The sequence below is a fragment of the Spelaeicoccus albus genome, from assembly GCF_013409065.1.
In the GTDB taxonomy this organism is placed as follows: domain Bacteria; phylum Actinomycetota; class Actinomycetes; order Actinomycetales; family Brevibacteriaceae; genus Spelaeicoccus; species Spelaeicoccus albus.
The window spans coordinates 3,106,982-3,131,623 of record NZ_JACBZP010000001.1; the positions used below are offsets into that span (position 1 = coordinate 3,106,982).

The window sequence follows — 24,642 nt, forward strand, 5'->3', positions numbered from 1 at the left end:
AAAGCCCCTTCAGCGCACCGGGAATCCATCGGCGGCCAGCGCGGCCTTCACCTGTCCTATCGTGACAAGGCCGAAGTGGAAGATGCTCGCGGCAAGGAGCGCATCGGCCCCGGCGCGCGCGGCCGGTACGAAGTGCTCGGCCGATCCGGCGCCGCCGCTGGCGATCAACGGCACCGAGACCGCTTGGCGGGCCGCGCCGATCAGTTCGAGGTCGAACCCGGATTTCGTGCCGTCCGCATCTATCGAATTGAGCAGCACTTCGCCCACCCCGAGGGCCTCGGCGCGAGCAATCCAGTCGATTGCGTCCACTCCGGTGCCGGTGCGTCCGCCGTGCGTCGTCACTTCGAAGCCGGACGGACAGCTGCCGGCGCGCCTGGCGTCGAGGGAGAGAACGAGCACTTGCGATCCGAACCGGGCCGCGATCTCGCCGATGAGTTCGGGCCGGGCCACGGCGGCCGTGTTGACGGAGACCTTGTCGGCGCCGGCGCGTAAGAGCGCATCGACGTCGGACACGGTGCGTACTCCCCCGCCGACGGTGAGCGGGATGAACACTTGTTCGGCGGTGCGGCGCACCACGTCATAGGTGGTCTCTCGGCCGGCGCTGGACGCCGTGACGTCGAGGAACGTGAGTTCGTCCGCGCCCAGCCGGTCGTAGTCGGCAGCGAGCTCGAGCGGGTCGCCGGCATCGCGCAGGCCGTCGAACCGCACGCCTTTCACGACGCGGCCGGCGTCCACGTCCAAGCACGGAATGACCCGTACCGCTGCAGCGCTCACTGCGCCGCGTCCCTCATACCGAGCGCACGGTACCGGCGCAGGCGCCCGGCGAATCGCTGCCGTTGCGGCTGGCGGAGCAGGGTGACTATTTCGTATTGCAGCATCGCGGCAAGCCGCCGGCAGAATTCGACGGGCTCCTCGGCGGCATCCGGACGTTCGGCCACCACATGGTCGACGACGCCGTCCCGCAGCAGGTCCAGTGAGCGGACGCCCTGCGATTCGGCCATTTCCGCGGCCCGGTCGGTGTTGCGGTGCACAATGACGCTTGCGCCCTCGGGCGGCAGCGGCGACAGCCACCCGTTTTGCGCGCACAGCACCCGGTCGGCCGGCACCATGGCCAGGGCGCCGCCTCCGGTGCCCTCGCCGATCAGCACCGACACGGTCGGCGATTCGAGCATGACCAAGTCCGTCATGGACCGCGCTATTTCGCCGGCCATTCCCCCTTCCTCGGCTTCCTGGCTGAGCGCGGCGCCCGGCGTGTCGATCACCGTGATGAGAGGAAGACCAAGCTCCCGCGACATCCGCATGCCGCGCCGGGCTTCCCGCAGCGCACCGGGCCCCATCGGCGCGTACTTGGACTGGCCGCGCCGGTCCTGACCCAAGAACACGCACGGCGCGTCGCCGAATTTCGCAAGCGCCAGTACGAGCCCCGGGTCGTTCTCCCCCTCGCCCGTGCCGTTCAGCGGCAGCACGTTGGAGGCGCCGTAGCGGAGCAGGTCGCGCGCGCCCGGGCGATCGGGATTGCGCGAACGGGTGATCGACTCCCAGGCCGGGACGTCGGGGATGTCCTCCTGAGCAGGTTCGGACACATCGGCCAGGGTGTCGCGCGGTGCCATCAGCACTGCCAGGGCCTTGTCGACGGTGTCGGCGATCTTTTCCGGCGGCAGCACCGCGTCGATGAGGCCGTGGCGGTACATGTTCTCGCCGGTCTGGACGCCCTCCGGGAACGGCCGGGAGTACAGGGCCTCGTACACGCGCGGACCGAGGAATCCGATCAGCGCGCCCGGCTCGGCCACCGTCACGTGCCCGAGCGACCCCCAGGACGCCAGAACGCCGCCCGTGGTCGGATGGCGCAGGTACACCAGGATGGGGTGGCCGGCGGCACGGTGCTCGGCGAGCGCCGCCGAGATCTTCACCATCGACAAGAACGCCAGCGTGCCCTCTTGCATGCGGGTGCCGCCGGACGCCGGGCCGGCAAGAAGCGGCAGTCCCTCGGCGGTTGCTCGTTCGATCGCCTGCACCAGCCGTTCGGCCGACGCGCTGCCGATCGACCCGGCAAGGAACCGGAATTCGCACGCCAACAGCACGACGCGACGTCCACGCACCAGGCCCTCGCCGGTGATCACGGACTCGTCGACGCCGGATTTCTCCCGGGCGGCCTCGAGCTCGGCCGCATAGGCCGCGCCGTCGGCGACCGCCGGTTCAAGCGGCGGCGCGTCCCAGGAGCGGAAGGTGCCGGGGTCGACGACGGCGTCGACGAGTTCGCGCGCGCTCAGCCGGTGTTTCTTCGCCATGGCTACTCGTCCAGCCAGGCCATGATGTCGGCCTCGTTCTGCCCCAGAAGCGGCGGACTGTCGTGGTGCGCGCGGGTGGTCTCGCGCTCACTGCCGCCGTCGGCGTCGAAGAAACGCAAGGGCGACCCGGGGAGTTTGATATCGCCAAGAATCGGGTGGTCGACGTCGATCACGAGCCCCTGCGAGGCCACTTGGTCCCAGGCGTAGACCTCGTCGAGCTTTCGCACCTTGCCGGCCGGAATTCCCGCTTCGGCAAGGATGGCCAGCAGTTCTTCGCTTTCGTAGGCGGCAAACGCCGATTCGACGAGTTCGATGACCTCGTCGCGTCGGCGCACCCGTTCGGGGTTGGTCTGCATGCCGGGGGCGTCCGCGTCAAGGCCGAACCTGGCGCACAAGCGCCGCCACAGGCCGTCGGATCCGACCGAGATCTGAACGGCGCCGCCCTTGCAGTGGAAAAGTCCGTACGGGCTGATGGACGGGTGGTGGTTGCCGGCCGCGACCGGGACCTCGCCGGCGACCGTCGCGCGGGTGCCTTGGTACGCGTGGACGCCGATGACCGCGGCCATCAGCGAGGTGCGCACGATCTGCCCCTTGCCGGTGCGTTCGCGCTGCAGCAGCGCGGCGAGGACGCCGAACGCCCCGTACATGCCGGACAGCAGGTCGGCGATCGGCACGCCGACCTTTTGCGGGTCGTCGGGGCCGGCACCGGTCATCGACATGAGGCCCGCTTCGCCTTGAGCGATCTGGTCGTAGCCGGCTCTGCCGCCCTCGGGCCCGTCGTGGCCGAAGCCGGTGATGGAGAGCACGACGAGTCGCGGGTTGATCTCCAGCAGCCGGGGCATCGAGAAGCCGAGGCGTTCGAGGACTCCGGTGCGGAAGTTCTCCAGCAGGACGTCGGCGCGTTCGATCATTTTGGTCAGGATCCGGGTGCCGGCATCGGATTTCAGATCGAGCTCGATCGATTCCTTGTTCCGGTTGCATGACAAGAAGTACGTTGCTTGCGGGTCGTCGTCCGGGCCCACGAACGGCGGCCCCCAGTGCCTGGTGTCGTCGCCGCGGTCGGGGGTCTCGACTTTGATGACCCGGGCGCCCATGTCGCCCAGCATCATGCCGGCGTGCGGGCCGGCCAGGGCACGAGTCAGGTCGACGACCGTGTACCCGGTCAGCGGGCCGACGTCTGTGTTCTCGGTGGTGTCCATAGTTCCTCTTCGTTGTCGCCTTATCGATTACAAGTTACCCGGCGTCAATCGGTCGGCGAATTGGCATCAACCAACAACGCCAGCCGCACGGCTTCGTTACTGCCGTGCCGCCCGTCGGACCGTTGGATGGCCATCACTGCCGTGGTCGTGCCGTCGGACAAGTCCAAAGTGACCCACGGGTCGCCGGATTGTTCGACGAGCCGGACCGCAATGATTTCGGCCCATTCGAGCTGTCGACGCGACAAGATGTTGCGCACGTAGAGCCCGCTCGTGCTCGGTACCGCTTTCACCATGCCCAGCATGCCGAGGAACACCGCGATCAGCGCGCCCAGCGCCACGAGCATGGCGGCGTCCCACCCGGTGTACCCGGTCACGTCGATGATGAAGAACATGACCGCCAGCGCCGTGAACGCCACGATGACGAGCACGGCGAACGTGAGCAGGACGAAACGCGTGCGCCGCGGCGTGAACGGCGAGTAGTCGAGGGGTTCGGAGGGCATGTCGGCCGACTACATGCGGCAGGCGTGGATGCTTGTGACAAGGATTGCCCGGGCGCCCAACGCGTATAAAGCGTCCATTGTCTTGTTGCTCTGGTCGCGCGCCACCATCGAGCGCACCGCCACCCAGCTCGGATCGTGCAACGGCGACACGGTCGGTGATTCGAACCCGGGAGTGACCTTGCTCGCCTCGTCGAGCAGCGCAACGGGGCAGTCGAAGTCGATCAGCACGTAGCTTCGGGCGACTATGACGCTTTCGAGCCTGCGCACGAGGACGTCGACGGCCGGCGTCCGCGGTACGCCGTGCCTGCCGATCAAGATGCCTTCGCTGGACATGAGCGGGCCGCCGAAGATCTCCAGGCCCGCCGAACGCAAGGTGGACCCGGTCTCGACGACGTCCGCGATCGCATCGGCCACGCCGAGTTGAATGGCGATCTCCACTGCCCCGTCGAGGCCCACGATGCGCGCATCGACGCCGTTGCGCTCCAGATCGGCCCGGACCAGGCCCGGGTACGAGGTGGCAATGCGCTTGCCGTCGAGTTGGGACACCGAGCCGAACTGCCCGGCCGGGCCGGCGTAGTGGAAGGTGGACAGGCCGAAGCCGAGCGCCGTGAGCTCGTCGGCGTCCGCGCCGGAGTCGAGGAGCATGTCGCGACCCGTGATGCCGACGTCGACAATCCCCTCCCCCACGTAGACCGCGATATCGCGCGGACGCAGGAAGAAGAACTCGACGTCGTTGTCCGGGTCGGTGCGCGAGAGCTTGCGGGATTCGCGGGCCGGCAGGTAGCCGGCCTCGGTGAGCATAGTGGTGGCGTCCTCGGCCAGGGCGCCTTTGTTGGGAACCGCGATGCGGAGCATAGAAGAATTCCTCGTCAGAGTTGGTCGTACACGTCGCCGGGGGTCAGTCCCTTGGCCAGCATGAGCACCTGCAGATGGTAGAGCAACTGCGAGATCTCGCCGGCCAGTTCATGGTCCGTCTCGTACTCGGCGGCCATCCAGACCTCGGCGGCCTCTTCGACGACCTTCTTGCCGATGGCGTGCACGCCGGCGTCGAGTTCGGCAACCGTCCGTGACCCTTCGGGCCGTCTTGCGGCTTTATCGCTCAATTCGGCGAACAGCGATTCGAAATCCTTCACGCGTTCAACCCTATGCCAATCGCGGCCGCGCGCCGCAGGGACTCGATTGCCGCGGCCGGATCGTCCCGGCCGTAGACGGCCGATCCCGCGACGAACACGTCGGCACCGGCTTCAGCGGCACGGCCGATGGTGGAGGCCGTGATGCCGCCGTCGACCTGGATGCGCACATCGAGCCCCGCGTCGGTGACGGCCTTCCGGGTGCGGCCGATTTTCGGCAGCATCGTGTCGAGAAACGATTGGCCGCCGAAGCCGGGCTCGACGGTCATGATCAGCACCATGTCGAATTCGGCCAGCAAGTCGATGTACGGCTCGATGGGGGTCGCGGGCCGCAGCGCAATTGCCGCGCGAGCGCCCGCCGCGCGGATTTCCCGCGCCAAGCGCACCGGCGCGGACGACGCTTCGGCATGGAAGGTCACGGACCGGGCGCCTGCCTCGGCGTACGACACGGCATCCGCGTCGGCGCGCTCAATCATGAGGTGGACGTCGAGCGGAATCGGCGCCACCTCGGCCAGCCGCTTCACGACGGGCGGTCCGATAGTCAGGTTCGGCACGAAATGGCCGTCCATCACGTCGACGTGCACCGAGTCGGCGCTGCTGATGGCGGCAAGCTCGGACTCCAAATTGGCGAAGTCCGCGGACAGAATGGACGGATTGATGTCGAGGGCCACGGCCACAACTCTATCGGGTGTACCAAGCCGGCGGGGTCGCCCGTCCACCGCGGAGCTCTGTGTCCAAGACGGGGCTGGTTGTCCGCGACGGGGTTATGTGTCCAGGACGGGGCTGGTTGTCCGCCACGGTGCAGTAGATATGACCCCACGACTGACAAACCACCCCGCGGACGGCCGGGGCAGGCCGGAAACGTCGAACGGCTACTTTTGCAGCAGTGCCAGGAACATCCCGTCGGTGCCGTGCAGGTGCGGCCACAACTGCGCGGCACGCCCGTCGCCGGTCTTGCGACTGGCCGCTCCGACGTCGCGGCCGACCACGGCGTCCAGCACGGCCGGCGCATCGAGCACGCTCAGCCCGGGATGCGCCGTCACGACGTCGTCGAGGACGGCCAGCGTCTCGGCAGGGTGCGGCGAACACGTGGTGAACGCGATGACGCCGCCCGGCCGGGTCGCGGCGACAGCCGAATCGAGGAGTTCGCGTTGCAACGGGCCGAGTGAGGCGATATCGGCCGGGCGGCGACGCCATCGGGCTTCCGGGCGCCGGCGGAGCGCGCCCAGTCCGGTGCACGGCACGTCGACGAGTACGCGGTCGAACGCTTCGGGCTGTTCGGAGCCGATCCGGCGCCCGTCGGCAGTCACCACTTCGCTGTCGCCCGGAACCGGGTCGAGGGCGCCGGCGACCAGCGCGGCACGGTGCCGACTGACCTCCACGGCCGTCAGGGACGCACCGCGCCGGGCAGCGGACGCCGCCAGCAGGGCCGCCTTACCGCCGGGGCCGGCGCACAGGTCCAGCCACCGTTCGTCCGGCGTGTCGGGGTGCAGCATGGCCAACGTCACGAGTTGCGAGCCTTCGTCCTGAACCCGGGCCGTGCCGGCACGCACCTGCGAGAAGTCGCCGGGAGCGCCGGAGGCCACGACTGCGGCCAACGGCGACCACCGCCCCGGCTCGGCGCCGCCGTCCGCGAGCTCGGCAGGGGTGCTCAGGCCCGGCAGCGCGGTCAACGCGGGCCGGGCCGGCGTGTTGTCGGCATCCAACAGTTCTTCGAGCTCGTCGGCCGAACGACCGTGCGCGATGAGCGCTTGGCGCAGGCCGCGGACTATCCATTCGGGGTGGCTGAACATCACTGCCGACCGAGCGTTACCGGTCAGGCCGTCGGTGATGCGTTGGTTCCAGGTCTCGGTGTCGGCTTCGCTGATCCGGCGCAGGACGGCGTTGGCGAACTTCGATGCGCCGACGCTCACGTTTTCGCGGACCAGGGCGACCGACGAGTCGACGGCGGCATGCGCGCCGACCCGCATGTGCAGCAGCTGGTGGGCGCCCATGCGCAAAACGTCGAGCACCGCCGGTTCGATCTTGTCGGTCGGCCTGTCGGTGCACTGCGCGATGACCGCGTCGTAGAGTCCTTGCCCGCGCAGCGTGCCGTACGCCAGTTCGGTGGCGAAGGCGGCGTCCCGCCCCTTCAACCGTGCGCCGGTGAGTCGGCCCGGAAGTATCAGATTCGCGTATGCGTCGTCCTCGGTGACGGCACGCAACACCGAGTAGGCGGTCGCACGGGGCAGGTCGGCCCGTTTGGTGCGCCTGGAGGGCGCCGTCTCGCTTCGCCCGTGGTAATGCGGCCTTTGCGTCATGCGTCGTCCTCCGGGGTGTCGAATCGATGGCTGTCGCCGCGCAGGCCGCGGGCCCAGTCAAGCGCCGGCATGGTCTTTTTCCCGGGCGGCGCGATGTCGCCCAGTGCTACGGGAGTGTCGCCGGTGCCGACGAGCACGTCGCCGGCCACGACCCGGACCGCGCCGGGCTCCAGCGTCGGCACGTCCGGCCGAGGACTGACCGGTCCCAGCTTGAAGCGGGCACCGTCCATTGTCGCCCATGCGCCGGGGGCCGGGGTGACGGCTCGGGCGCGGGCGTCGATTTCGGCGGCCGATGCGCGCCAGTCCAGCCGGCCGTCGGCGGTGGCGAGTTTCTCGGCGTACGTGGCACCGGTCTCCGGCTGCGGGGTGTACCGCGCCGAGCCGTCCTCCAGCTCGTTCAGTGTCCGCAACAAGAGGTCGGCGCCGGCGCCGGCCATCCGGGCCAGCAGGTCGCCGGACGTGGTGCCGGGTTCTATCGGCATGTCCAGCGTGCCGAGGATGTCTCCGGTGTCCACGCCGACGTCGAGTGCGAAAGTCGTCGCCCCCGTCTGCCGGCGGCCGGCCATGATGGCACGTTGGACCGGCGCGGCGCCGCGCCATTCGGGCAGCAGCGAGAAATGCAGATTTACCCACCCGTGCTTTGGGACGGCCAGCGCGCGGGGACCGATGATGGCGCCGTACGCGACGATCGGCACGGCGTCCGGTTCGAGCGCCGCAATGCGGTCGATGACGTCGCCGCGGACCCGCGATGCCTCGATCACGTCGAGCCCCAGCTCGATCGCACGCGTTTTCACGGGGCTGGGTGTGAGGGTCCGGCGACGTCCGACCGGAGCGTCCGGCCGGGTCAGTACTGCTGCCACCTCGTGGGAGCCGGCGGCGATCTTCTCCAGCGACGGCACCGCGGCTTCGGGGGTCCCGGCAAAAATCACACGCACGCACCCATGCTAGCGAACCGTCGGACGCTCCCGGCGGCCAGCCGGGCATGTTGTGAAGCGTGCGGGATGCGAGAGTGTTTCACAAATTATCCGGTGTAGGTGGTCGTTGATGATTGACATCACTCCCGTAGCGGTAAATACTTCAATTCGCAGGAACCACATCCGTTACGTACTCGGGAGGCAACGATGCCCTCAGCAAGTCCACCGCCGGTGAGCCAGCCGACGAGCGTGAAAGTCGAGCATGACAAGGGCCTGAAACGCGATATTGGCAAGATCGGCCTACTCTTCACCGGCGTCGGCTCGATCATTGGATCGGGATGGCTGTTCGGTGCCTTCGAAGCCTCCGCCATGGTCGGGCCCGGCGCCATCATTTCGTGGGCGCTCGGCGCCGTCATGATCGGGTTCGTCGCGATGAACTACGCAGAACTCGGCGTGATGTTCCCGGTCGCCGGCGGCGTCATCCGCTATCCGCATTACGCGTTCGGATCGTTCGCCAGCTACACCAGCGGGTGGATCACCTGGCTGTCGGCTGCCGCAACGGTGCCGATCGAGGTGATGGCAGCCGTCCAGTACGCATCCAGCTACCTGCCGTGGCTGATGCACAACGTCGATGGCGTCCTCGTCCTCACGGGCGGCGGCATCGGCGTCAGCATTGCGCTGTTGCTCGTCTTCTGCGTCATCAACTACTTCGGCGTGCGCTTGTTCGCACGCGTGAACAACGTCGTCGTCTGGTGGAAACTCCTCGTGATCGTGCTGATCATCGTGGTGCTGGTGTCGCTGGCGTTCCACCCGGGACACTTCCACGAAGCGCGGTTCGGCGGATTCCTCCCCGAGGGCCCGGCTCCGATCTTCGCGGCTCTGCCTGCGGCGGGCATCGTCTTCTCGTACCTGGGATTCCGGCAAGGCGTGGAGTTCGCCGGCGAGACGAACAACCCGCAAAAGAACGTTCCGTTCGCCGTCATCGGGTCGATTGTCGTCACCGGCATCATTTACATCCTGTTGCAGGTCGCCTTCATCGGCGCCGTTCCGGACAAGCTGCTTTCCGGTGGATGGTCGGGACTGTCATTCACCAATGAGGCCGGGCCGTGGGCAGAGATCGCCATTCTGCTCGGCGCCTTCTGGCTGGCGGTCGTGCTCTACATCGACGCGATCGCTTCGCCGGCCGACACGGGCCTGATTTTCACGGCCCTGAGCCCTCGCCTGTCCTACTCGCAAGCGCGCGTCGGCAACGCCCCGCAGTTCCTGACGAAGCTGAACAAGCAGGGCGTTCCATGGGCGGGCCTGATAGTGATGTTCGTTGTCTCGTGCTTCATGTTCCTCCCATTCCCGTCGTGGGCGAAACTTGTCGGGTTCATCACGTCGGGCACGGTGCTCTCGTTCGGCAGCGGGCCCGTGGTTGTCGCCGCTTTGCGCCGCCAGCTTCCCAAACAGGAGCGGCCGTTCAAGCTTCCCGGAGGCGACGTGATTCCGTTCATCGGATTCCTGTGCGCCAACCTGATCGTGTATTGGACGGGCTGGGACACGAACTGGAAACTGTTCGTTGCGGTAGCACTCGGCTACATCGTGCTGATCGGCCACTACGTCTTCCACAAGGATCGCAGCCAGATCCCGCCGCTCCAGATGAAGTCGGGCTGGTGGATGCTGCTCTGGATGGCCGGGCTGGCGCTGCTCAGCTGGATCGGCTTTTACGGCGACGGAGCGCTAAAGTTGCTCGGGTTCGGCTGGGGGGAGCTCGGCGCACTGGTCTGGACGATCATCGTTTTCGTGGTCGGCGTCAGGAACCGCCTCACGCCCGAGGAGGTCGTCTCGACCGTGCACCACACGCACATCGACGAGCCGGACCAGAAGGGCGCCGGCGAGTAACCCAATCCGATAACGTTCCCATAACGAAAAATCAGAGCGAGCCCGTGTCATCGACACGGGCTCGCACTGGTTCTGCGGCCCGGCGGGCGGAGCGGGCCGCAAGTGCGGCGCGCAGCTGCCGCGGCACGTCGGTGCGGGAATAGCCGAAGAACACAAGCGTGCGGGAATCGTCCGTATCCGGAATGGGCGCGGGGCCGATGATGCTGACGCCGTCCCCGGCCACTCCCGCTTCGTCCGCGACATCGTTCAACGCGGCGGCCGGCCCGGACAGGGCTGCCATTCGCACGGCCGGCGGCATGGACAGTTCCCGACGTTCGGCGAGCTCCCGTTCGGCGTATCCCACCGGATCCCAACGGACCAACGCGCCGACGGTACGTTCTTCGTCGGCACCGATGAACACGGTGCCGCCGTCGGGCGCGGGCCGTACCAGCGCAGCCGCGGCCAGCCATCGGCGCAACGCCTGTTCGCCGGCGCGGAGCCCGGGCAGCGAAATGAGCGAATTGCCGTCGAGCAGCAATGCCGCCGCATAGCCGCCGGGCACGACGGGTTCGGCGCCGACGGTCGCCACGACGATGGCGGCGCCCGGCGGGACCGTGCCAAGCACGTGATCGCCGGACGACCGCACCATCTTCACGCCGGGGAACGCTCGTCCCAGTTCCTCCCCGGTGCGGCCGGCGCCGATCACGGAGCGGCGCAGCTCCGTACCCCCGCAGTCCGGGCACGCGAACGCGGCGACGGGTCTGCCGCACCATCGACAGCTCGGCGGCGATTCGGCGTCCCGCTGCTCCAGCGGGCCGCGGCAGCCGGCGCACCGGGCCGCCTTGCGGCAACTGCCGCAGGTGAGCAGCGGCGCGTAGCCGGCACGCGGTACCTGGACCAGGACGGGGCCGGCGGCGTTCGGGCTGCGGTCCATGCCCAGTGCTCGCCGAACGATGCGGAACGCCGAGGCCGGGAGCCTTCCTCCGTCACCGGGGCGAGAGTCGTCGGGCGCGACGATTCGTGGCGCGCGCGCTCGTACCGTGGCGCGGGCCGCTCGCAAGTCGACGAGGTAGCCGTTCTCGACAAGTCGTTGCACGTCGGTGCTGCGCGAATGGCCGGCGAACAGGATCGGCGCGGCCGACGCGGCCGAGCGCATCAGCAGCACTTCCCGCGGGTGCGGATACGGCGCCCGCGGTTCGTCCAGCAGGTCGTCACCGTCCTCGAGGAGGGCCAGCAGCCCGATATCGGACACCGGCGCGAACATGGCCGCCCGAGTGCCGATCACTATCCGGCGGGTGCCGCGCAGCACGCGCAGATAGGCACCGTAGCGCTCGGCATTTCCCTCGTCGGCGCTCAGCCGCACGAATTTGTCCGGACCGACCCGCCTCGTCAGCGCTTCGGCAAGCCTGTCGAGGTCGCGGTAGTCGGGAGCGACTATCAGCGCCGATCGTCCGGCTGCGGCAGCGGCCTTGGCTGCAACGGCCAGCAGATCGGCGGGCCCGGATTCGTCGTCCCCGGGGAGCAGCGCGGCGGCGGCGCGCGGTACCGGCGCGCCGGGCCGTGCGGGCCCGGAGGGGGCGCCGGCCGCAAGGCGCCCGATGAAGGCCCGGCCGCCCGCGTAGTCGGACCACAGGGAAAGATCGCGTTCGCCGGGCGGCTCCGGGGCGGCGGCACTACCCGGTTCGGCAAGTACCCGTTCTTCGGTGCGCGCGTGGCGGGGCGGCAGAGCCAGCCGGAGGACGTCGGAGCGCGTGCCGGCGTAGCGATCGGCAACCGCACCGAACAGCGTCAATTGTTCGCCCGTCACCAACGGGAAGGCAGCGATGGCTCTGCCGATCTCGGCGAGTTCGCCGTCGTGTCCGGTGGACTCCTTGCACGCGGTGACGAGGCCATCGGCCGTGCGGCCGGAAAACGGCACCCGCACCCGCATGCCCGGTTCGATGTGCTGCCCTGCCGGCACTGCGTAGTCGAACGGACGGTCCAGATGCGGCACCGGGGAGTCAATGAGCACCTCGGCGACCCGCCCGGGCTCGCGGGCCGCTAGGGCATCCGCCGCTTCGTCCACTCGTTTTTCCGGCACATCGCCATTCTGGCATCGAGGCCCGACACCGGGGCCGCTCAGGCGCCGGCGGCCGCGATCAGGTCGTCCGCCCGGCCGGTGGTCTCCCAGCTGAACGCCTGGTCGGGCCGGCCGAAGTGGCCGTAGGCGGCCGTGCGCTGGTAAATCGGGGCCAGCAGGCTGAGGTCGCTGATGATGACGCCGGGGCGCAGGTCGAACACCTGCCGGATGGCGGCCGCGATGCGGTCGTCGGCGACGACGCCGGTGCCGAACGTCTCGACGTACAGGCCCACCGGGTCGGCCTGGCCGATGGCGTAGGCGACCTGTACTTCGGCGCGGCGGGCCAGCCCGGCCGCCACAATCGTCTTGGCGACCCATCGCATGGCGTACGCGGCCGACCTGTCCACCTTCGAGGGGTCCTTGCCGGAAAACGCGCCGCCCCCGTGGCGGGCGAATCCGCCGTACGTGTCCACGATGATCTTGCGTCCGGTCAGCCCGGCGTCTCCCATCGGACCGCCGATGACGAACGGACCGGCCGGATTGATGATGAACCGGGTCTGCGAGATGTCGAGCCCGGACGTCGAGATGACCGGCTTGATCACGTGCGTGAGGACATCTTGGCGCAGGGTGTCGGCGTCCGTCGATTCTTCGTGCTGGCTGGAGAGCACCACCGTGTCGAGAGTGACGGCCAGGTCGCCGTCGTAGCCGATGGTGACCTGCGTCTTGCCGTCCGGACGCAGGTAGGGCACGGTGCCGTCCTTGCGCACTGCCGTCAACCGTTCGGCAAGCCGATTGGCCAGCGAGATGGGCAGCGGCATCAGCTCGGGCGTGTCGTCATTGGCGTACCCGAACATCAGACCCTGGTCGCCGGCGCCTTGATCGTCCGGGATGCCCCGGCCGAAGACGCCGGTGTGGATGTTCGCCGACTGGGCGCCGATGGAAAGGCTGACGCCGCAGCTGTTGCCGTCGAACCCCTTGTCGGACGAGTCGTATCCGATCTCCATGATCCGCCGCCGCACGATGTCGGCCACGTCGACGTAGCCGGTGCTGCGCACTTCGCCGGCCACGTGCACCAGGCCCGTCGTCACCATTGTCTCGACGGCGACGCGGCTGTTGATGTCCGCGATGAGGAGCGCGTCGAGCACCGAGTCCGAAATCTGGTCGCAAATCTTGTCGGGGTGGCCTTCGGTGACCGATTCCGAAGTGAAGAGGCGAAGGTGCGCACTTGTCACTGGGGTCGTCCTTTGCTGCTGGTGGGATCGCTGCGGTGTAGTTGCTCCGCGACGACGTCGAGTACGGCGTGAGCCACCTGCGATTTGGCTTGTTCGGTCACGACGGCCAGCGTGCCGGAATCCTTGCCGAGGATCGTCACGGCGTTGGTGTCGGTGCCGAAGGTCTTGTGCGCGCCGACCTCGTTGACGACGAGCAGATCGCAGCCCTTGGAAGCGAGCTTTGCTTGCCCGTATTCGACCACCGAGTGGGCGTCGTCGCCGGTCTCGGCCGCAAACCCGACGATGAGCCGGCGGCTGCCGGCGGCGTCGCGGGCAGTCACCAAGCCGCGGAGGATGTCGGGGTTTTGCACGAGGTCGATGGACATGCCGGATCCGCCGGATTTCTTCAGCTTGTTGCTCTCGATGCGCGCGGGCCGGTAGTCGGCGACTGCTGCGGCCATGATGACGACGTCGGCGTCCGCCGATTCTTCCGCCATGGCGGTTTCGAGCTCGGCGGCCGTGCTCACGGCGCGCACGTCAAGGTGGGACGGCGCCGGGTCCTCCAGATGGGCGGCAACGACGCGCACGGTGGCGCCGCGTTCGGCGGCGGCGCGCGCCAGCGCCAGACCTTGCCGGCCGGATGAGCGATTGCCGAGGAAACGCACCGGGTCGAGAGGTTCACGGGTGCCACCGGCGCTGACGACCACGCGGACGCTGTCCAGATCCCGCGGGGCCAATGCGGCAAGCGCAGCCTGATAGATGGTCTCGGGATCGGGCAGCCGCCCCGGGCCGGTGTCGGCGCCCGTGAGTCGGCCGGAATCGGGGTCGATCACTATCGCGCCGCGGCTGCGCAAGGTTGCGACATTCTCGCTGGTTGCCGGGTGTTGCCACATTTCGGTGTGCATGGCCGGAGCCAGCACCACCGGCGCCGTAGCGGTCAGCAGCGTAGCGGTCAACAGGTCCTCGGCGTTGCCGTGAGCGGCCTTGGCCAGCAAGTCGGCAGTGGCGGGCGCCACGACTACCAAGTCGGCGGCACGGCCGAGGCGCACATGGGGGACGTCGGCGACGTTTTCGAACACGCCAGTATGCACCGGGTGCCCGGAGAGGGCCTCCCAGGTGGCCGAACCGACGAATTCCAACGCGGCCCGCGTCGGCACGACGTGCACGTCGTGCCCCGACTCGGTGAACCGGCGCAACAGCATCGCCGCCTTGTACGCGGCGATGCCGCCGGAGACGCCGAGGACGATGCGGGCCATTGCCGCCGCTTAGTCTTCGGCGGGCAGGTGGGCGACGACCTTGCCCTCGTTGATCTCGCGCATCGCGATCGACAGCGATTTCTCGTTCAACGTGGTCGGGACCAGCGGTCCGACGTTTTCCAGCAGTCCGTCCTGCAACTGCGAGTAGTACGCGTTGATCTGGCGGGCGCGCTTGGCGCCTTGGATCACGAGCGCGTACTTCGATTCGGCGATCTGAAGCAGGTCGTCGATCGGCGGGTTGGTGATGCCTTCAGGTGTTGCGGACACAAATTCTCCGTACGTTCTTTATCGGGACGTTCTTTATCGGGACGTTCTTTATCGGGACGGACCGAACTACGTGTCGGCCTGCATCAATGATACGAGTTCTTCGGCCGCTTGCCGAATATCGTTGTTCACGACAGTCGCATCGAATTCCGGTTCGGCGGCGAGTTCCTCGCGCGCCGTGACAAGTCTACGGTCTTGTTCGCCCTGCGTTTCAGTGCCCCTGCCGGTGAGTCTGCGCACGAGTTCCTCCCAGCTGGGCGGGGCGAGGAACACGAAGTACGCGTCCGGCATGGTGGTGCGCACTTGCCGCGCGCCTTGCAGATCGATCTCGAGCAGCGGCGCCTTGCCGGCCGCCATGGCCTCGCGCACCGGCCCGGCCGGCGTGCCGTACCGGTTGACGCCGTGTACGACGGCCCACTCGAGGAGCTCGCCGTTCTCGATCATGGCATCGAACCGTTCGTGCGTGACGAAGTGATAATGGACGCCGTCGATCTCTCCGGGCCTGGGCGGCCGCGTCGTAGCGGACACGCTCAGCCACACTTGCGGATAGTGCGACCGGATGTACGTGGACACGGTTCCCTTGCCGACAGCTGTGGGGCCGGCCAGTACGGTCAGTCGGCTCACGACGTCTCGAAGCGTTCCAGCAACGCGCGCCGTTGATGCGTGCCGAGTCCACGCAAGCGCCTGGTGCCGGCGATTCCGATCTCTTCCATGAGTTGAGCGGCTCGTACCTTGCCGATACCGGGCAAGGCCTCAAGGAGCGACGACACCTTCAGCTTCCCCAGCGCCTCGTCGCTTCCCGACTTGTCCAGGACGGCGCGTAGCGACGTCTTGCCGGTGCGCAGGTCGTCCTTGACCGCAGCACGTACGCGCCGGGCCGCGGCGGCCTTGTCCAGGGCCTCGGCTCGTTGCTGGGGCGATAGTGGGGATAATGCCACGTACCTACTCCTCTTCCACTCCGACCGGCCGCTCGCAGCGGGTTCTTCGTCTCGCTCATGACTATCACATTTTCGTCACCGGGCAGAAGTGCGCACCAACGTCAGATCGGCTTGCAGCTCGGTGACGGCGCGGCCGAGCTCGTCTCGGCGGGGTCCGGCGGCCAACACGGCGCGCGACACGGTCGGCAGCACCTGACCGGCGGTGAACGCCGCGCCGAAGACGCTGGTCAGCTGGCGCATGGTGGCGCCTTGAGCGCCCACCCCGGGGGCCAGGAGCGGCGCGTTGGTGGCGGCGAAGTCGATGCCGAGATCTCGCCCGACGGTTCCAATGGTCGCCCCGACGACCAGCCCGACCGAGCCGAGCGTCCCGTGCGCGGCCGCTGCCGCGTTCTCGGCCGCCGCGGCGTCGGCGATGCCGGCCGCCACCGGCCGGCCGGTGGACATGCCGGCGTGCTGGACGGCAGCGCCTTCCGGGTTCGAGGTCAGGGCCAGCACGAACACGCCGCGCTCGTTCTCGGCTGCGAGAGCGAGGGCCGGTCGCAGCGATTCGAACCCGAGATACGGCGACAGCGTGACGGCGTCGGCGGCAAGTGGCGACGCATTGCCCAGATAGCTCTCGGCGTACGCGACCATTGTCGAGCCGATATCGCCCCGCTTGGCGTCCAACAGCGTCAACAGGCCGCGGTCGCGCGCCAGCTCGAGCGTGTCTTCGAGGGCAGCGATGCCGGAGGAGCCGAAACGTTCGAACAACGCGGCTTGCGGTTTGACCATTGCCACGCGGCCGGCCAAGGCGTCGATGACGACACCTGCCATTTCGGCGGCACCGTCGGCGCTGTCGTCCAGTCCCCAGGCCGCCAGCAGCCCCGGATGCGGGTCGATGCCCACCACCAGTCCACCGTATTCGGCAATCGCCGCCTGCAGCCGGGCGCCGAACGAGGTCATACTCCGGCCCCCCACTGCTGCAGCGATTTGACGCGGAACGGTCCGTTCGCGACGACTTCGATGGCGCTGACGGCCACCGCGATTTCCTGGATGGTCGTCATGAGCGGGCAGTTGACGCTGGTGGCGGCTGCCCGGATCTCGTAGCCGTCGGCGCGGGCGTCCCGGCCGGACGGCGTGTTGACTATCAAGTCGATCTCCCCGGCCAGCACCTGGTCGATGATGGTGGGCTCGCCGTTCGGCCCGGTGCCGTCGGTGCCCTTGCGCACGACGGTCGACATGATGCCGTTGCGTCGGAGCACTTCGGCCGTCCCGGTGGTGGCGAGCAGTTCGAACCCGAGTTCGGCCAGCCGCCGCGCCGGCAACACCATCGAGCGTTTGTCGCGGTCGGCCACCGAGAAGAAAACCTTGCCCCGGACCGGAAGCGTCTGCGAAGCCGCTTGCTGGCTCTTGGCGAATGACGTCGGGAAGTCCACGTCGATGCCCATCACCTCGCCGGTCGAGCGCATCTCTGGGCCGAGGATGCTGTCGACGATGGCGCCGCCGGCCGTGCGGAACCGGCGGAACGGCAATACTGCCTCCTTGACGGCGATCGGCACGTCGGCCGGCGGGTTGCTGCCGTCGCCGGACGCCGGCAACACGGTGCCGCGCAGCGAGGCGACCGTGCGGCCGGTCGCCATCAGCGCGGCGGCCTTGGCCAGCGGGGCGGCGGTCGCCTTGGACACGAACGGCACGGTGCGGGAGGCGCGCGGATTGGCTTCAAGCACGTACAGCACGTCGGCGGCCAGGGCGAACTGGATGTTGAGCAGCCCGTTCACGCCCACCCCTTCGGCGATGGCTCTCGTCGATTCGCGCACGCGGGCGAGCACATCCGAGCCGAGCGTGGCCGGCGGCAGTACGCAGCAGGAGTCGCCCGAATGGATTCCGGCCTCCTCGATGTGCTCCATGATGCCGCCGATGTACAGGTCGGTGCCGTCAAAGAGCGCGTCCACGTCGATTTCGATGGCGTCGTCGAGGAACCTGTCGACGAGCACGGGACGGTCGTGGCTGACCTCGGTGGCCGATTCCATGTAATCGGACAATTGGGCCGAGTCGTACACGATCTGCATGCCGCGGCCGCCCAGCACGTAGGACGGGCGGACCAGGACGGGATAGCCGATGTCCTCGGCGATCTGCCGAGCGCCGTCGAACGACGTGGCGGTGCCGTGTTTGGGCGAGCGCAGGGACGCCGCGTCGAGCACGGCGCCGAATGCTCCGCGATCCTCGGCCAGGTCGATGGCCTCGGGTTGCGTTCCGAGGACCGGCACGCCGGCGGCCTTGAGGTCGGCGGCAAGGCCGAGCGGCGTCTGCCCGCCGAGTGAGCAGATGACGCCGAGCACCGGGCCCGCCGCGCATTCGGCCTGGTAGACCTCGAGGACGTCCTCGAACGTGAGCGGTTCGAAGTACAGCCGGTCGGCAGTGTCGTAGTCGGTGGAGACGGTCTCGGGATTGCAGTTGACCATGACCGTCTTGTACCCGGCGCCGCGCAACGCCATGGTGGCGTGCACGCACGAATAGTCGAATTCAATGCCCTGGCCGATGCGGTTCGGCCCCGAGCCCAGGATCATGACGACCGGCTCGGTCCGTTCCGACACCTCGGTCTCATCGTCATAGGTCGAATAGTGGTACGGCGTTTTGGCTTCGAACTCGCCGGCGCACGTGTCGACGGTCTTGTACACCGGCCGGACGCCGAGTGCTTGCCGGACGCCGCGCGCCACCGCCGGGTCGATCCGGCGCAGCGCGCCGATCTGCACGTCGGAGAAGCCGTGCCGTTTTGCCGTGCGCAGCGCCGGCACGTCGAGAGTGGACGCCTCGGCCACGTCCTCGGCGATCTCGTTGATCAACGCGATCTGGTCGAGGAACCACCGGTCGATGCCGCATGCCGCGTAGACCTCGTCGATCGTGAGGCCTGCGCGCAACCCCTGCTGGACCGCGACAAGTCGTTCGTCGGTCGGGTGGCCGATGCGGGCCAGCAGGTCGGCGCGCACCGACGGATCGGCGATATCGGGCACCGCCCCGTCCCAGTGGAACGCCGCACCGGACTTCTCCAGCGACCGGAGAGCCTTTTGCAGGGCTTCGGTGAAATTCCGACCGAGCGCCATGGCCTCCCCCACCGATTTCATGGTGGTGGTCAGGGTGGGATCGGCCGCCGGGAATTTCTCGAACGCGAACCGCGGCACCTTCACGACCACGTAGTCGAGGGTCGGTTCGAACGATGCCGGCGTGACCTTGGTGATGTCGTTGGGGATCTCGTCGAGGCTGTACCCGACGGCCAGCTTGGCCGCGATCTTCGCGATCGGGAATCCGGTGGCCTTCGAGGCCAGGGCGGACGACCGGGACACGCGCGGGTTCATTTCGATAGTGACGATGCGCCCGTTGTCGGGATGGACGGCGAATTGGATATTGCATCCGCCGGTGTCGACGCCGACTTCACGGATGATGGCTTGGGAGATGTCCCGCATCCGCTGGTATTCGCGGTCCGTGAGGGTCAGCGCCGGGGCCACCGTGATGGAGTCGCCGGTGTGTACGCCGACCGGGTCGACGTTCTCGATCGAGCAGACCACGACGACGTTGTCCTTGTTGTCGCGCATCAGTTCGAGCTCGTATTCCTTCCACCCGAGGATGGATTCCTCCAGCAGGACTTCGTGCGTGAGCGAGTCCTGCAGCCCGGCCCCGGCGATCCGGCGCAAATCGTTTTCGTCGTACGCCAGACCGGACCCGAGCCCGCCCATGGTGAACGAGGGACGCACCACCAGCGGGTAGCCCAGCTTGTCGGCGGCGTCCAGGCAATCGTGCATGGTGTGCGCGATCATTGATTCGGCGACCTCGGCGCCGCAGATCTTCGCGATGTCCTTGTACTGTTGCCGGTCCTCACCGGCCTGGATGGCCGCGACGTTAGCGCCGATCAGTTCGACGTCGTATTTGTCCAGCGTGCCGCGCTCGTGCAGTTCGATGGCGGCGTTCAGCGCCGTCTGGCCGCCCAGGGTGGGCAGCAGCGCGTCGGGCTTCTCGGCGGCGATGATCGATTCGATCACCTCGGGGGCGATGGGTTCGATGTACGTGGCGTCGGCGATCTCCGGATCGGTCATGATGGTGGCCGGGTTCGAGTTGACAAGGATGACGCGCAGTCCTTCGGCTCGCAGCACGCGGCATGCCTGCGTGCCGGAATAATCGAATTCGCACGCTTGTCCGATGACTATCGGGCCCGATCCAATGACCAGGACGCTTTTCAGATCGCTCCGCAACGGCATTTATTTGGCTCCTTGGCTCGTCGGATCGATCCGGTCCATCAAGTCGATGAAACGGTCGAACAGGTAACGGGAATCGTGCGGGCCGGCCGCCGATTCGGGGTGGTATTGCACGCTGAACGCCGGAACGTCGAGCGCCCGCAGGCCCTCGACGACGTTGTCGTTCAGGCAGATATGGCTCACCTCGACGGCCCCGTACCGGCCGTCGTCGTAGGGTGCCGTCGAGGGGCCGTCGAGCGGCGCGTCGACGGCGAAGCCGTGGTTTTGGCTGGTGACCTCGACCTTGCCGGTCTCCCTGTCGAGAACCGGCTGGTTGATGCCGCGGTGGCCGAATTGCAGCTTGTAGGTGCCGTACCCCAGCGCTCGACCCAGCAGTTGGTTGCCGAAGCAGATCCCGAAGAACGGGATGCGGTGGTCGAGCACGCTGCGCAGCACGTCGACCTGACGGTCGGCAGCGGCCGGGTCGCCGGGCCCGTTGGAGAAGAACACGCCGTCCGGCGCAATCTTCTCGAGGGTTTCGAAGGACGTGTTCGCCGGCAGCACGTGCACTTCCAGGCCGCGTTCGGCGAGCTGGGTCGGCGTCATGGACTTGATGCCCAGGTCGAAGGCCGCGACGGTGAACCGTTTCGTGCCGACGGCCGGCACGACGTATGCCTCGGCAGTGGACGCTTCGGCGGCGAGGTCGGATCCGGCCATCACGGGCGAGTCGAGGACCGCCTGCAGGCGGCCGGCCCGGTCCGGAGCTTCCGGGCCGGAAAAGATGCCCATCCGCATGGCGCCCTTGTCGCGCAGATGCCGGGTCAGCGCGCGTGTGTCCACGTCGGCGATACCGACCACGCCTTCGCGTTCGAGCCGCTCCCGCAGGTCGCCGGTCGAGCGCCAGCTGGACGGGCGCCGTGCCGCGTCGCGCACCACATAGCCGGCCGCCCAGATGCGGGTGGATTCGTCGTCGACGTCATTGACGCCCGTGTTGCCGATGTGCGGGGCCGTCTGGACGATGATCTGCCGGTGATAGGACGGGTCGGTCAGCGTTTCCTGATAGCCGGTCATGGCCGTGACGAAAACGGCTTCGCCCAGCGCCGTGCCGCGGGCGCCGTACGCGGTGCCGGTGAGTTCCAGGCCGTCCTCCAGGGTCAGGGTCGCCGGCCGGCGTGGTTCGGTCATGATGCCTCCAGTTGCGAAATGCTCTCGATGAGCGTGGTCTTGTCGGCCGCGTACCGGGTGCGGAATCCGGTGTCGACGTCGGTGTGGCCGAGGGTCCAGCCGATGACGACGAGGCCGCCTGCTTCGACGAATTTTCCGGCCATGCCGTCGGCCGTGGACACCGACCGCAGGTCGGAGCGCGGGATGTAGAAGTCGGGCTGGCCGTCCCGTCGCACCGCAATGCCGCCGGCGTAGACTTCCACGGCCGCGCCGGTGCGGATCCCCAGGTCGTGCACGGCGATGCGGTCGAGCCAGTCGCCGGCCCTCGTCGTGCACACGTACGTGCCCTCGGCGCTCGTCCCGGGTTCGCCGGGCGCCGCCGGAACGCCCGCCGGGGCCGGGATGTCGTCTTGCCTGCCGCGCCGGGAAGTCCAGCCCCTGCGCATCAACGCGAAGATGAGCAGGATGATCACGACGGTGACGACGACGCCGATCAGTTTGCCCATTCGTGTGCCTTTCCGATGTCGGCCAGCTCGCCGGCCGCCAGGACGGGCCGGCCGGCGAAGAATGTCGAGTGCACGGCTGCCGGCAGTTCCATTCCGGCGAACGGCGTGTTGCTGCCGGTCGAGGCCATTGCGGCAACGTCGACCGTCCGCCGGGCGGCAGGATCGACGAGGACGACGTCGGCTGCCGAGCCGGGCTCGAGCGTCCCGGCAGGCAGGCCGGCGATTTCGGCCGGCCGGGTGGACATGACGCGCACGACGTCGTCCCATCCGAACAGGCCCGGCTCCACCATCGTGGCAACCACAATGGACAGCGCCGTCTCGAGGCCGGTCATCCCCATTGCCGCGGCCGACCATTCGCACGATTTGGCCTCGGTCGGATGCGGGGCATGGTCGGTGGCGACGATGTCGATGGTTCCGTCGGCGAGGCCCTCGCGGACGGCGTGCACGTCGGCGTCCGTGCGCAGCGGAGGGTTGACCTTGAAGACCGGGTCGAACGTGCGCACCTTTTCGTCGGTCAGCAGCAGGTGATGCGGCGTCACCTCGGCGGTGACGCGGACGCCGCGGGCCTTTGCCCACCGGATGATGTCGACGCTGCCGGCAGTCGACACGTGGCACACGTGCAGCCTGGATCCGACGTGGCCGGCCAGCAGCACGTCGCGGGCGATGATCGCTTCTTCGGCCACGGCCGGCCAACCGGGCAGCCCCAGCGCCGCGGACACGTCGCCTTCGTGCATTTGCGCGCCGCCGGTCAGCCGGGGCTCTTGCGCATGCTGGGCGATCACGCCGTCGAACGCCTTGACGTATTCGAGGGCGCGGCGCATCACGAGCGGGTCGTGCACGCATTTGCCGTCATCGGAAAAGATCCGCACGCCGGCGGCGGAGTCGGCCATGGCGCCGAGTTCGGCCAGCTGGACGCCGTCCAGGCCGACGGTGACGGCGCCGATCGGGTGTACCGCCGTGTAGCCGGCTTCTTGGCCGAGCCGCCACACCTGTTCGACAACTCCGGCAGTGTCGGCGACCGGCGCCGTATTGGCCATGGCGTGCACTGCCGTGAATCCGCCGCGCGCTGCGGCCCGGGAGCCGGACAGGACGGTCTCGGCGTCCTCCCGGCCCGGTTCGCGCAAGTGCGTGTGCAGGTCGACGAGGCCGGGCAGCGCGGTCAGGCCGCCCGCCTCGACGACCTCCACGTCGCGTAGGCCGGGCTGCGAGAATTCGGCGACCAGCACGCCGTCCTCGATCTTCAGCTCACCGCGCGGGCCGCCGGCCGGCGACACGTCCCGGATCAAATAGTTCACGCTTTGTCCTCTTCCTTGGCGTAGGCCGTGAGCAGGTACAGCACGGCCATCCGCACCGACACCCCGTTCGACACTTGTTCGGTGACCGTCGACCGGGCCGAATCGGCTGCGCCCGCCGAGATCTCGAATCCGCGGTTCATCGGCCCGGGATGCATGATCAGCGTTGACGGGCCGAGCTTTGCCACACGTTTGTCGGTCAGCCCCCAGCGTCTCGTGTATTCGTGCGCGGACGGGAAGAACGATTCGTGCATCCGCTCGGCTTGCACGCGCAGCATCATGACGGCGTCCAGATCGCTGCCGGCAAGAGTGGCGTCGAAGTCGTAGCTGATGGTGGCCGGCCACGTCTCGACGCCGACCGGCAACAGCGTGGGCGGTGCCACCACCGTGACGTGCGCGCCGAGCGTCGTGAGCAGGTACACGTTCGACCGTGCCACCCGCGAATGCAGGACGTCGCCCACTATCGCCACGTGCACGCCGTCCAGATCGCGGCCGGCCGGCGCGCGCGTATGCAGGTGACGGCGCAGCGTGAACGCGTCCAGCAGCGCCTGTGTGGGGTGCTGGTGGATGCCGTCGCCGGCGTTGATCACGCCGGCGTCGATCCACCCGGCGTGGGCAAGACGTTGCGGCGCGCCCGAGCCGGGATGGCGGATGACGACGACGTCCGCGCCGATGGCCTCCAGGGTCTGCGCCGTGTCCTGCAGGCTTTCGCCCTTGGACACCGACGACCCCTTGGCCGAAAAGTTGATGACGTCGGCCGAGAGCCGTTTGGCGGCGGCCTCGAACGAGATTCGCGTGCGGGTGGAGTCTTCAAAGAACAGGTTGACGACCGTCCGGCCGCGCAACGTGGGGAGCTTTTTGATCTCGCGCCCGGACACCTGGTCCATTTCTTCGGCGATATCGAGGGTCTCGATGGCGTCGGCGTAGTCGAGGTCTTCGGTGCCGAGCAGGTGCCGGTAGGTCATGAGGTCACAATCTCGACGGCGTCGTCGCCGTCGGTCTCGAGTAGTTTGACCTGCACGCGCTCGGCCAGCGCGGTCGGCAGGTTTTTGCCGACGTGATCGGCCCGGATGGGAAGTTCTCGGTGGCCGCGGTCGACGAGCACGGCCAACCGGACGATGCGCGGCCGGCCCAGGTCGCCGAGCGCGTCGAGTGCCGAGCGGATGGTGCGGCCCGAATACAGCACGTCGTCGACGAGGACCACTGTCTTGTCGTCGATGCCGGTGCGCGGCAGTTCGGTGGCGCCGACCGGCCGGATCGGATGGCGCGAAAGATCGTCGCGGTGCATGGTGATGTCGAGGCTGCCGCAGAGCGCGTCGGCATCGCTGCGCCCCTCGACGTCCGCGATCTTCTCGGCGAGCCGGCGGGCCAACGGTACCCCGCGGGTCGGAATTCCGAGGACGACAAGGTCGTCGGCGCCCTTATTGTGCTCAAGCACTTCGAAAGCGATGCGAGCAATGGCTCTGCGGATCTCTGCCGCGTCCAGAACGAGACGTGACGGCACTATGATCCCCCTTCCCCGCCTCACGGGACGGTCGTTAAAGGAGTGGTTG

The 24,642-nt window shown here is 68.2% G+C and carries 23 protein-coding genes; 1 reads left to right on the top strand and 22 read right to left on the bottom strand.

Features of this window, described 5'->3' with window-relative positions:
• Nucleotides 1–9: 9 nt before the first annotated feature.
• The 9 genes from hisF to fmt all read right to left on the bottom strand — a co-directional run bounded on the left by hisF (nt 10) and on the right by fmt (nt 8,352).
• Nucleotides 10–774 (bottom strand): imidazole glycerol phosphate synthase subunit HisF, encoded by a 765-nt coding sequence (hisF, locus tag BJY26_RS14425; RefSeq protein WP_179428915.1) that lies wholly within the window; start codon nt 772–774, stop codon nt 10–12.
• Nucleotides 771–2,288, bottom strand: coding sequence for a carboxyl transferase domain-containing protein (locus tag BJY26_RS14430; RefSeq protein WP_179428916.1), 1,518 nt, complete (start codon nt 2,286–2,288; stop codon nt 771–773). The genes hisF and BJY26_RS14430 overlap by 4 nt, the downstream gene beginning before the upstream one ends.
• 2 nt (nt 2,289–2,290) lie before the next feature.
• A complete protein-coding gene (locus BJY26_RS14435; RefSeq protein ID WP_179428917.1) occupies nt 2,291–3,487 on the bottom strand; it encodes a CaiB/BaiF CoA transferase family protein in 1,197 nt (398 codons plus the stop codon).
• Nucleotides 3,488–3,531: 44 nt separating this feature from the next.
• Entirely contained in the window at nt 3,532–3,987 is a 456-nt protein-coding gene (locus tag BJY26_RS14440) for a PH domain-containing protein (protein ID WP_179428918.1), read from the bottom strand.
• Between the two features lie 9 nt (nt 3,988–3,996).
• Nucleotides 3,997–4,842: an ATP phosphoribosyltransferase gene (gene hisG / locus BJY26_RS14445; protein ID WP_179428919.1), complete on the bottom strand. Its 846-nt coding sequence runs from the start codon at nt 4,840–4,842 to the stop codon at nt 3,997–3,999.
• Nucleotides 4,843–4,856: 14 nt separating this feature from the next.
• A complete protein-coding gene (locus tag BJY26_RS14450; protein ID WP_179428920.1) occupies nt 4,857–5,120 on the bottom strand; it encodes a phosphoribosyl-ATP diphosphatase in 264 nt (87 codons plus the stop codon).
• A complete protein-coding gene (rpe, locus tag BJY26_RS14455) occupies nt 5,117–5,788 on the bottom strand; it encodes a ribulose-phosphate 3-epimerase (RefSeq protein WP_179428921.1) in 672 nt (223 codons plus the stop codon). The genes BJY26_RS14450 and rpe overlap by 4 nt, the downstream gene beginning before the upstream one ends.
• Nucleotides 5,789–5,989: 201 nt before the next feature.
• A complete protein-coding gene (locus BJY26_RS14460) occupies nt 5,990–7,417 on the bottom strand; it encodes an RsmB/NOP family class I SAM-dependent RNA methyltransferase (protein ID WP_179428922.1) in 1,428 nt (475 codons plus the stop codon).
• Nucleotides 7,414–8,352, bottom strand: a complete 939-nt coding sequence (gene fmt, locus BJY26_RS14465; protein ID WP_179428923.1) for a methionyl-tRNA formyltransferase — start codon at nt 8,350–8,352, stop codon at nt 7,414–7,416. The genes BJY26_RS14460 and fmt overlap by 4 nt, the downstream gene beginning before the upstream one ends.
• Before the next feature lie 228 nt (nt 8,353–8,580).
• Between fmt and BJY26_RS14470 the strand changes: the two genes are divergently transcribed.
• Nucleotides 8,581–10,215, top strand: a complete 1,635-nt coding sequence (locus BJY26_RS14470) for an APC family permease (RefSeq protein WP_218852433.1) — start codon at nt 8,581–8,583, stop codon at nt 10,213–10,215.
• 31 nt (nt 10,216–10,246) lie between these two features.
• On the opposite strand, the gene BJY26_RS14475 is transcribed toward BJY26_RS14470, so the two are convergent.
• The 13 genes from BJY26_RS14475 to pyrR all read right to left on the bottom strand — a co-directional run bounded on the left by BJY26_RS14475 (nt 10,247) and on the right by pyrR (nt 24,593).
• The gene (locus BJY26_RS14475; protein ID WP_179428925.1) at nt 10,247–12,274 is read right to left on the bottom strand and encodes a primosomal protein N' family DNA-binding protein; all 2,028 of its coding nucleotides are present in this window, start codon (nt 12,272–12,274) and stop codon (nt 10,247–10,249) included.
• A 38-nt stretch (nt 12,275–12,312) separates the two neighbouring features.
• Nucleotides 12,313–13,485, bottom strand: a complete 1,173-nt coding sequence (gene metK / locus BJY26_RS14480; RefSeq protein WP_179428926.1) for a methionine adenosyltransferase — start codon at nt 13,483–13,485, stop codon at nt 12,313–12,315.
• On the bottom strand, nt 13,482–14,720 hold the full coding sequence (gene coaBC, locus BJY26_RS14485) for a bifunctional phosphopantothenoylcysteine decarboxylase/phosphopantothenate--cysteine ligase CoaBC (RefSeq protein WP_179428927.1): 1,239 nt from the start codon (nt 14,718–14,720) through the stop codon (nt 13,482–13,484). Before coaBC ends, metK begins: the two co-directional genes overlap by 4 nt.
• A gap of 9 nt (nt 14,721–14,729) precedes the next feature.
• Nucleotides 14,730–14,987, bottom strand: coding sequence for a DNA-directed RNA polymerase subunit omega (gene rpoZ / locus BJY26_RS14490; RefSeq protein ID WP_179428928.1), 258 nt, complete (start codon nt 14,985–14,987; stop codon nt 14,730–14,732).
• A 66-nt stretch (nt 14,988–15,053) separates the two neighbouring features.
• The gene (gene gmk / locus BJY26_RS14495) at nt 15,054–15,608 is read right to left on the bottom strand and encodes a guanylate kinase (RefSeq protein ID WP_179428929.1); all 555 of its coding nucleotides are present in this window, start codon (nt 15,606–15,608) and stop codon (nt 15,054–15,056) included.
• The gene (gene mihF, locus BJY26_RS14500) at nt 15,605–15,922 is read right to left on the bottom strand and encodes an integration host factor, actinobacterial type (RefSeq protein WP_179428930.1); all 318 of its coding nucleotides are present in this window, start codon (nt 15,920–15,922) and stop codon (nt 15,605–15,607) included. Before mihF ends, gmk begins: the two co-directional genes overlap by 4 nt.
• Before the next feature lie 75 nt (nt 15,923–15,997).
• Nucleotides 15,998–16,864, bottom strand: coding sequence for an orotidine-5'-phosphate decarboxylase (gene pyrF, locus BJY26_RS14505; protein ID WP_179428931.1), 867 nt, complete (start codon nt 16,862–16,864; stop codon nt 15,998–16,000).
• Nucleotides 16,861–20,151 carry a carbamoyl-phosphate synthase large subunit gene (gene carB / locus BJY26_RS14510; protein WP_179428932.1) on the bottom strand — a complete coding sequence of 1,097 codons (3,291 nt, stop codon included), beginning with the start codon at nt 20,149–20,151 and terminating at the stop codon, nt 16,861–16,863. Before carB ends, pyrF begins: the two co-directional genes overlap by 4 nt.
• On the bottom strand, nt 20,152–21,312 hold the full coding sequence (gene carA / locus BJY26_RS14515) for a glutamine-hydrolyzing carbamoyl-phosphate synthase small subunit (RefSeq protein WP_179428933.1): 1,161 nt from the start codon (nt 21,310–21,312) through the stop codon (nt 20,152–20,154). It abuts the gene before it with no gap.
• Nucleotides 21,309–21,797, bottom strand: a complete 489-nt coding sequence (locus BJY26_RS14520) for a PH-like domain-containing protein (protein ID WP_179428934.1) — start codon at nt 21,795–21,797, stop codon at nt 21,309–21,311. Before BJY26_RS14520 ends, carA begins: the two co-directional genes overlap by 4 nt.
• Nucleotides 21,785–23,092: a dihydroorotase gene (locus BJY26_RS14525; protein ID WP_179428935.1), complete on the bottom strand. Its 1,308-nt coding sequence runs from the start codon at nt 23,090–23,092 to the stop codon at nt 21,785–21,787. The genes BJY26_RS14520 and BJY26_RS14525 overlap by 13 nt, the downstream gene beginning before the upstream one ends.
• Nucleotides 23,089–24,054 (bottom strand): aspartate carbamoyltransferase catalytic subunit, encoded by a 966-nt coding sequence (locus tag BJY26_RS14530; protein WP_179428936.1) that lies wholly within the window; start codon nt 24,052–24,054, stop codon nt 23,089–23,091. The genes BJY26_RS14525 and BJY26_RS14530 overlap by 4 nt, the downstream gene beginning before the upstream one ends.
• Nucleotides 24,051–24,593 (bottom strand): bifunctional pyr operon transcriptional regulator/uracil phosphoribosyltransferase PyrR, encoded by a 543-nt coding sequence (gene pyrR / locus BJY26_RS14535; RefSeq protein WP_237248797.1) that lies wholly within the window; start codon nt 24,591–24,593, stop codon nt 24,051–24,053. Before pyrR ends, BJY26_RS14530 begins: the two co-directional genes overlap by 4 nt.
• Nucleotides 24,594–24,642: the final 49 nt, after the last annotated feature.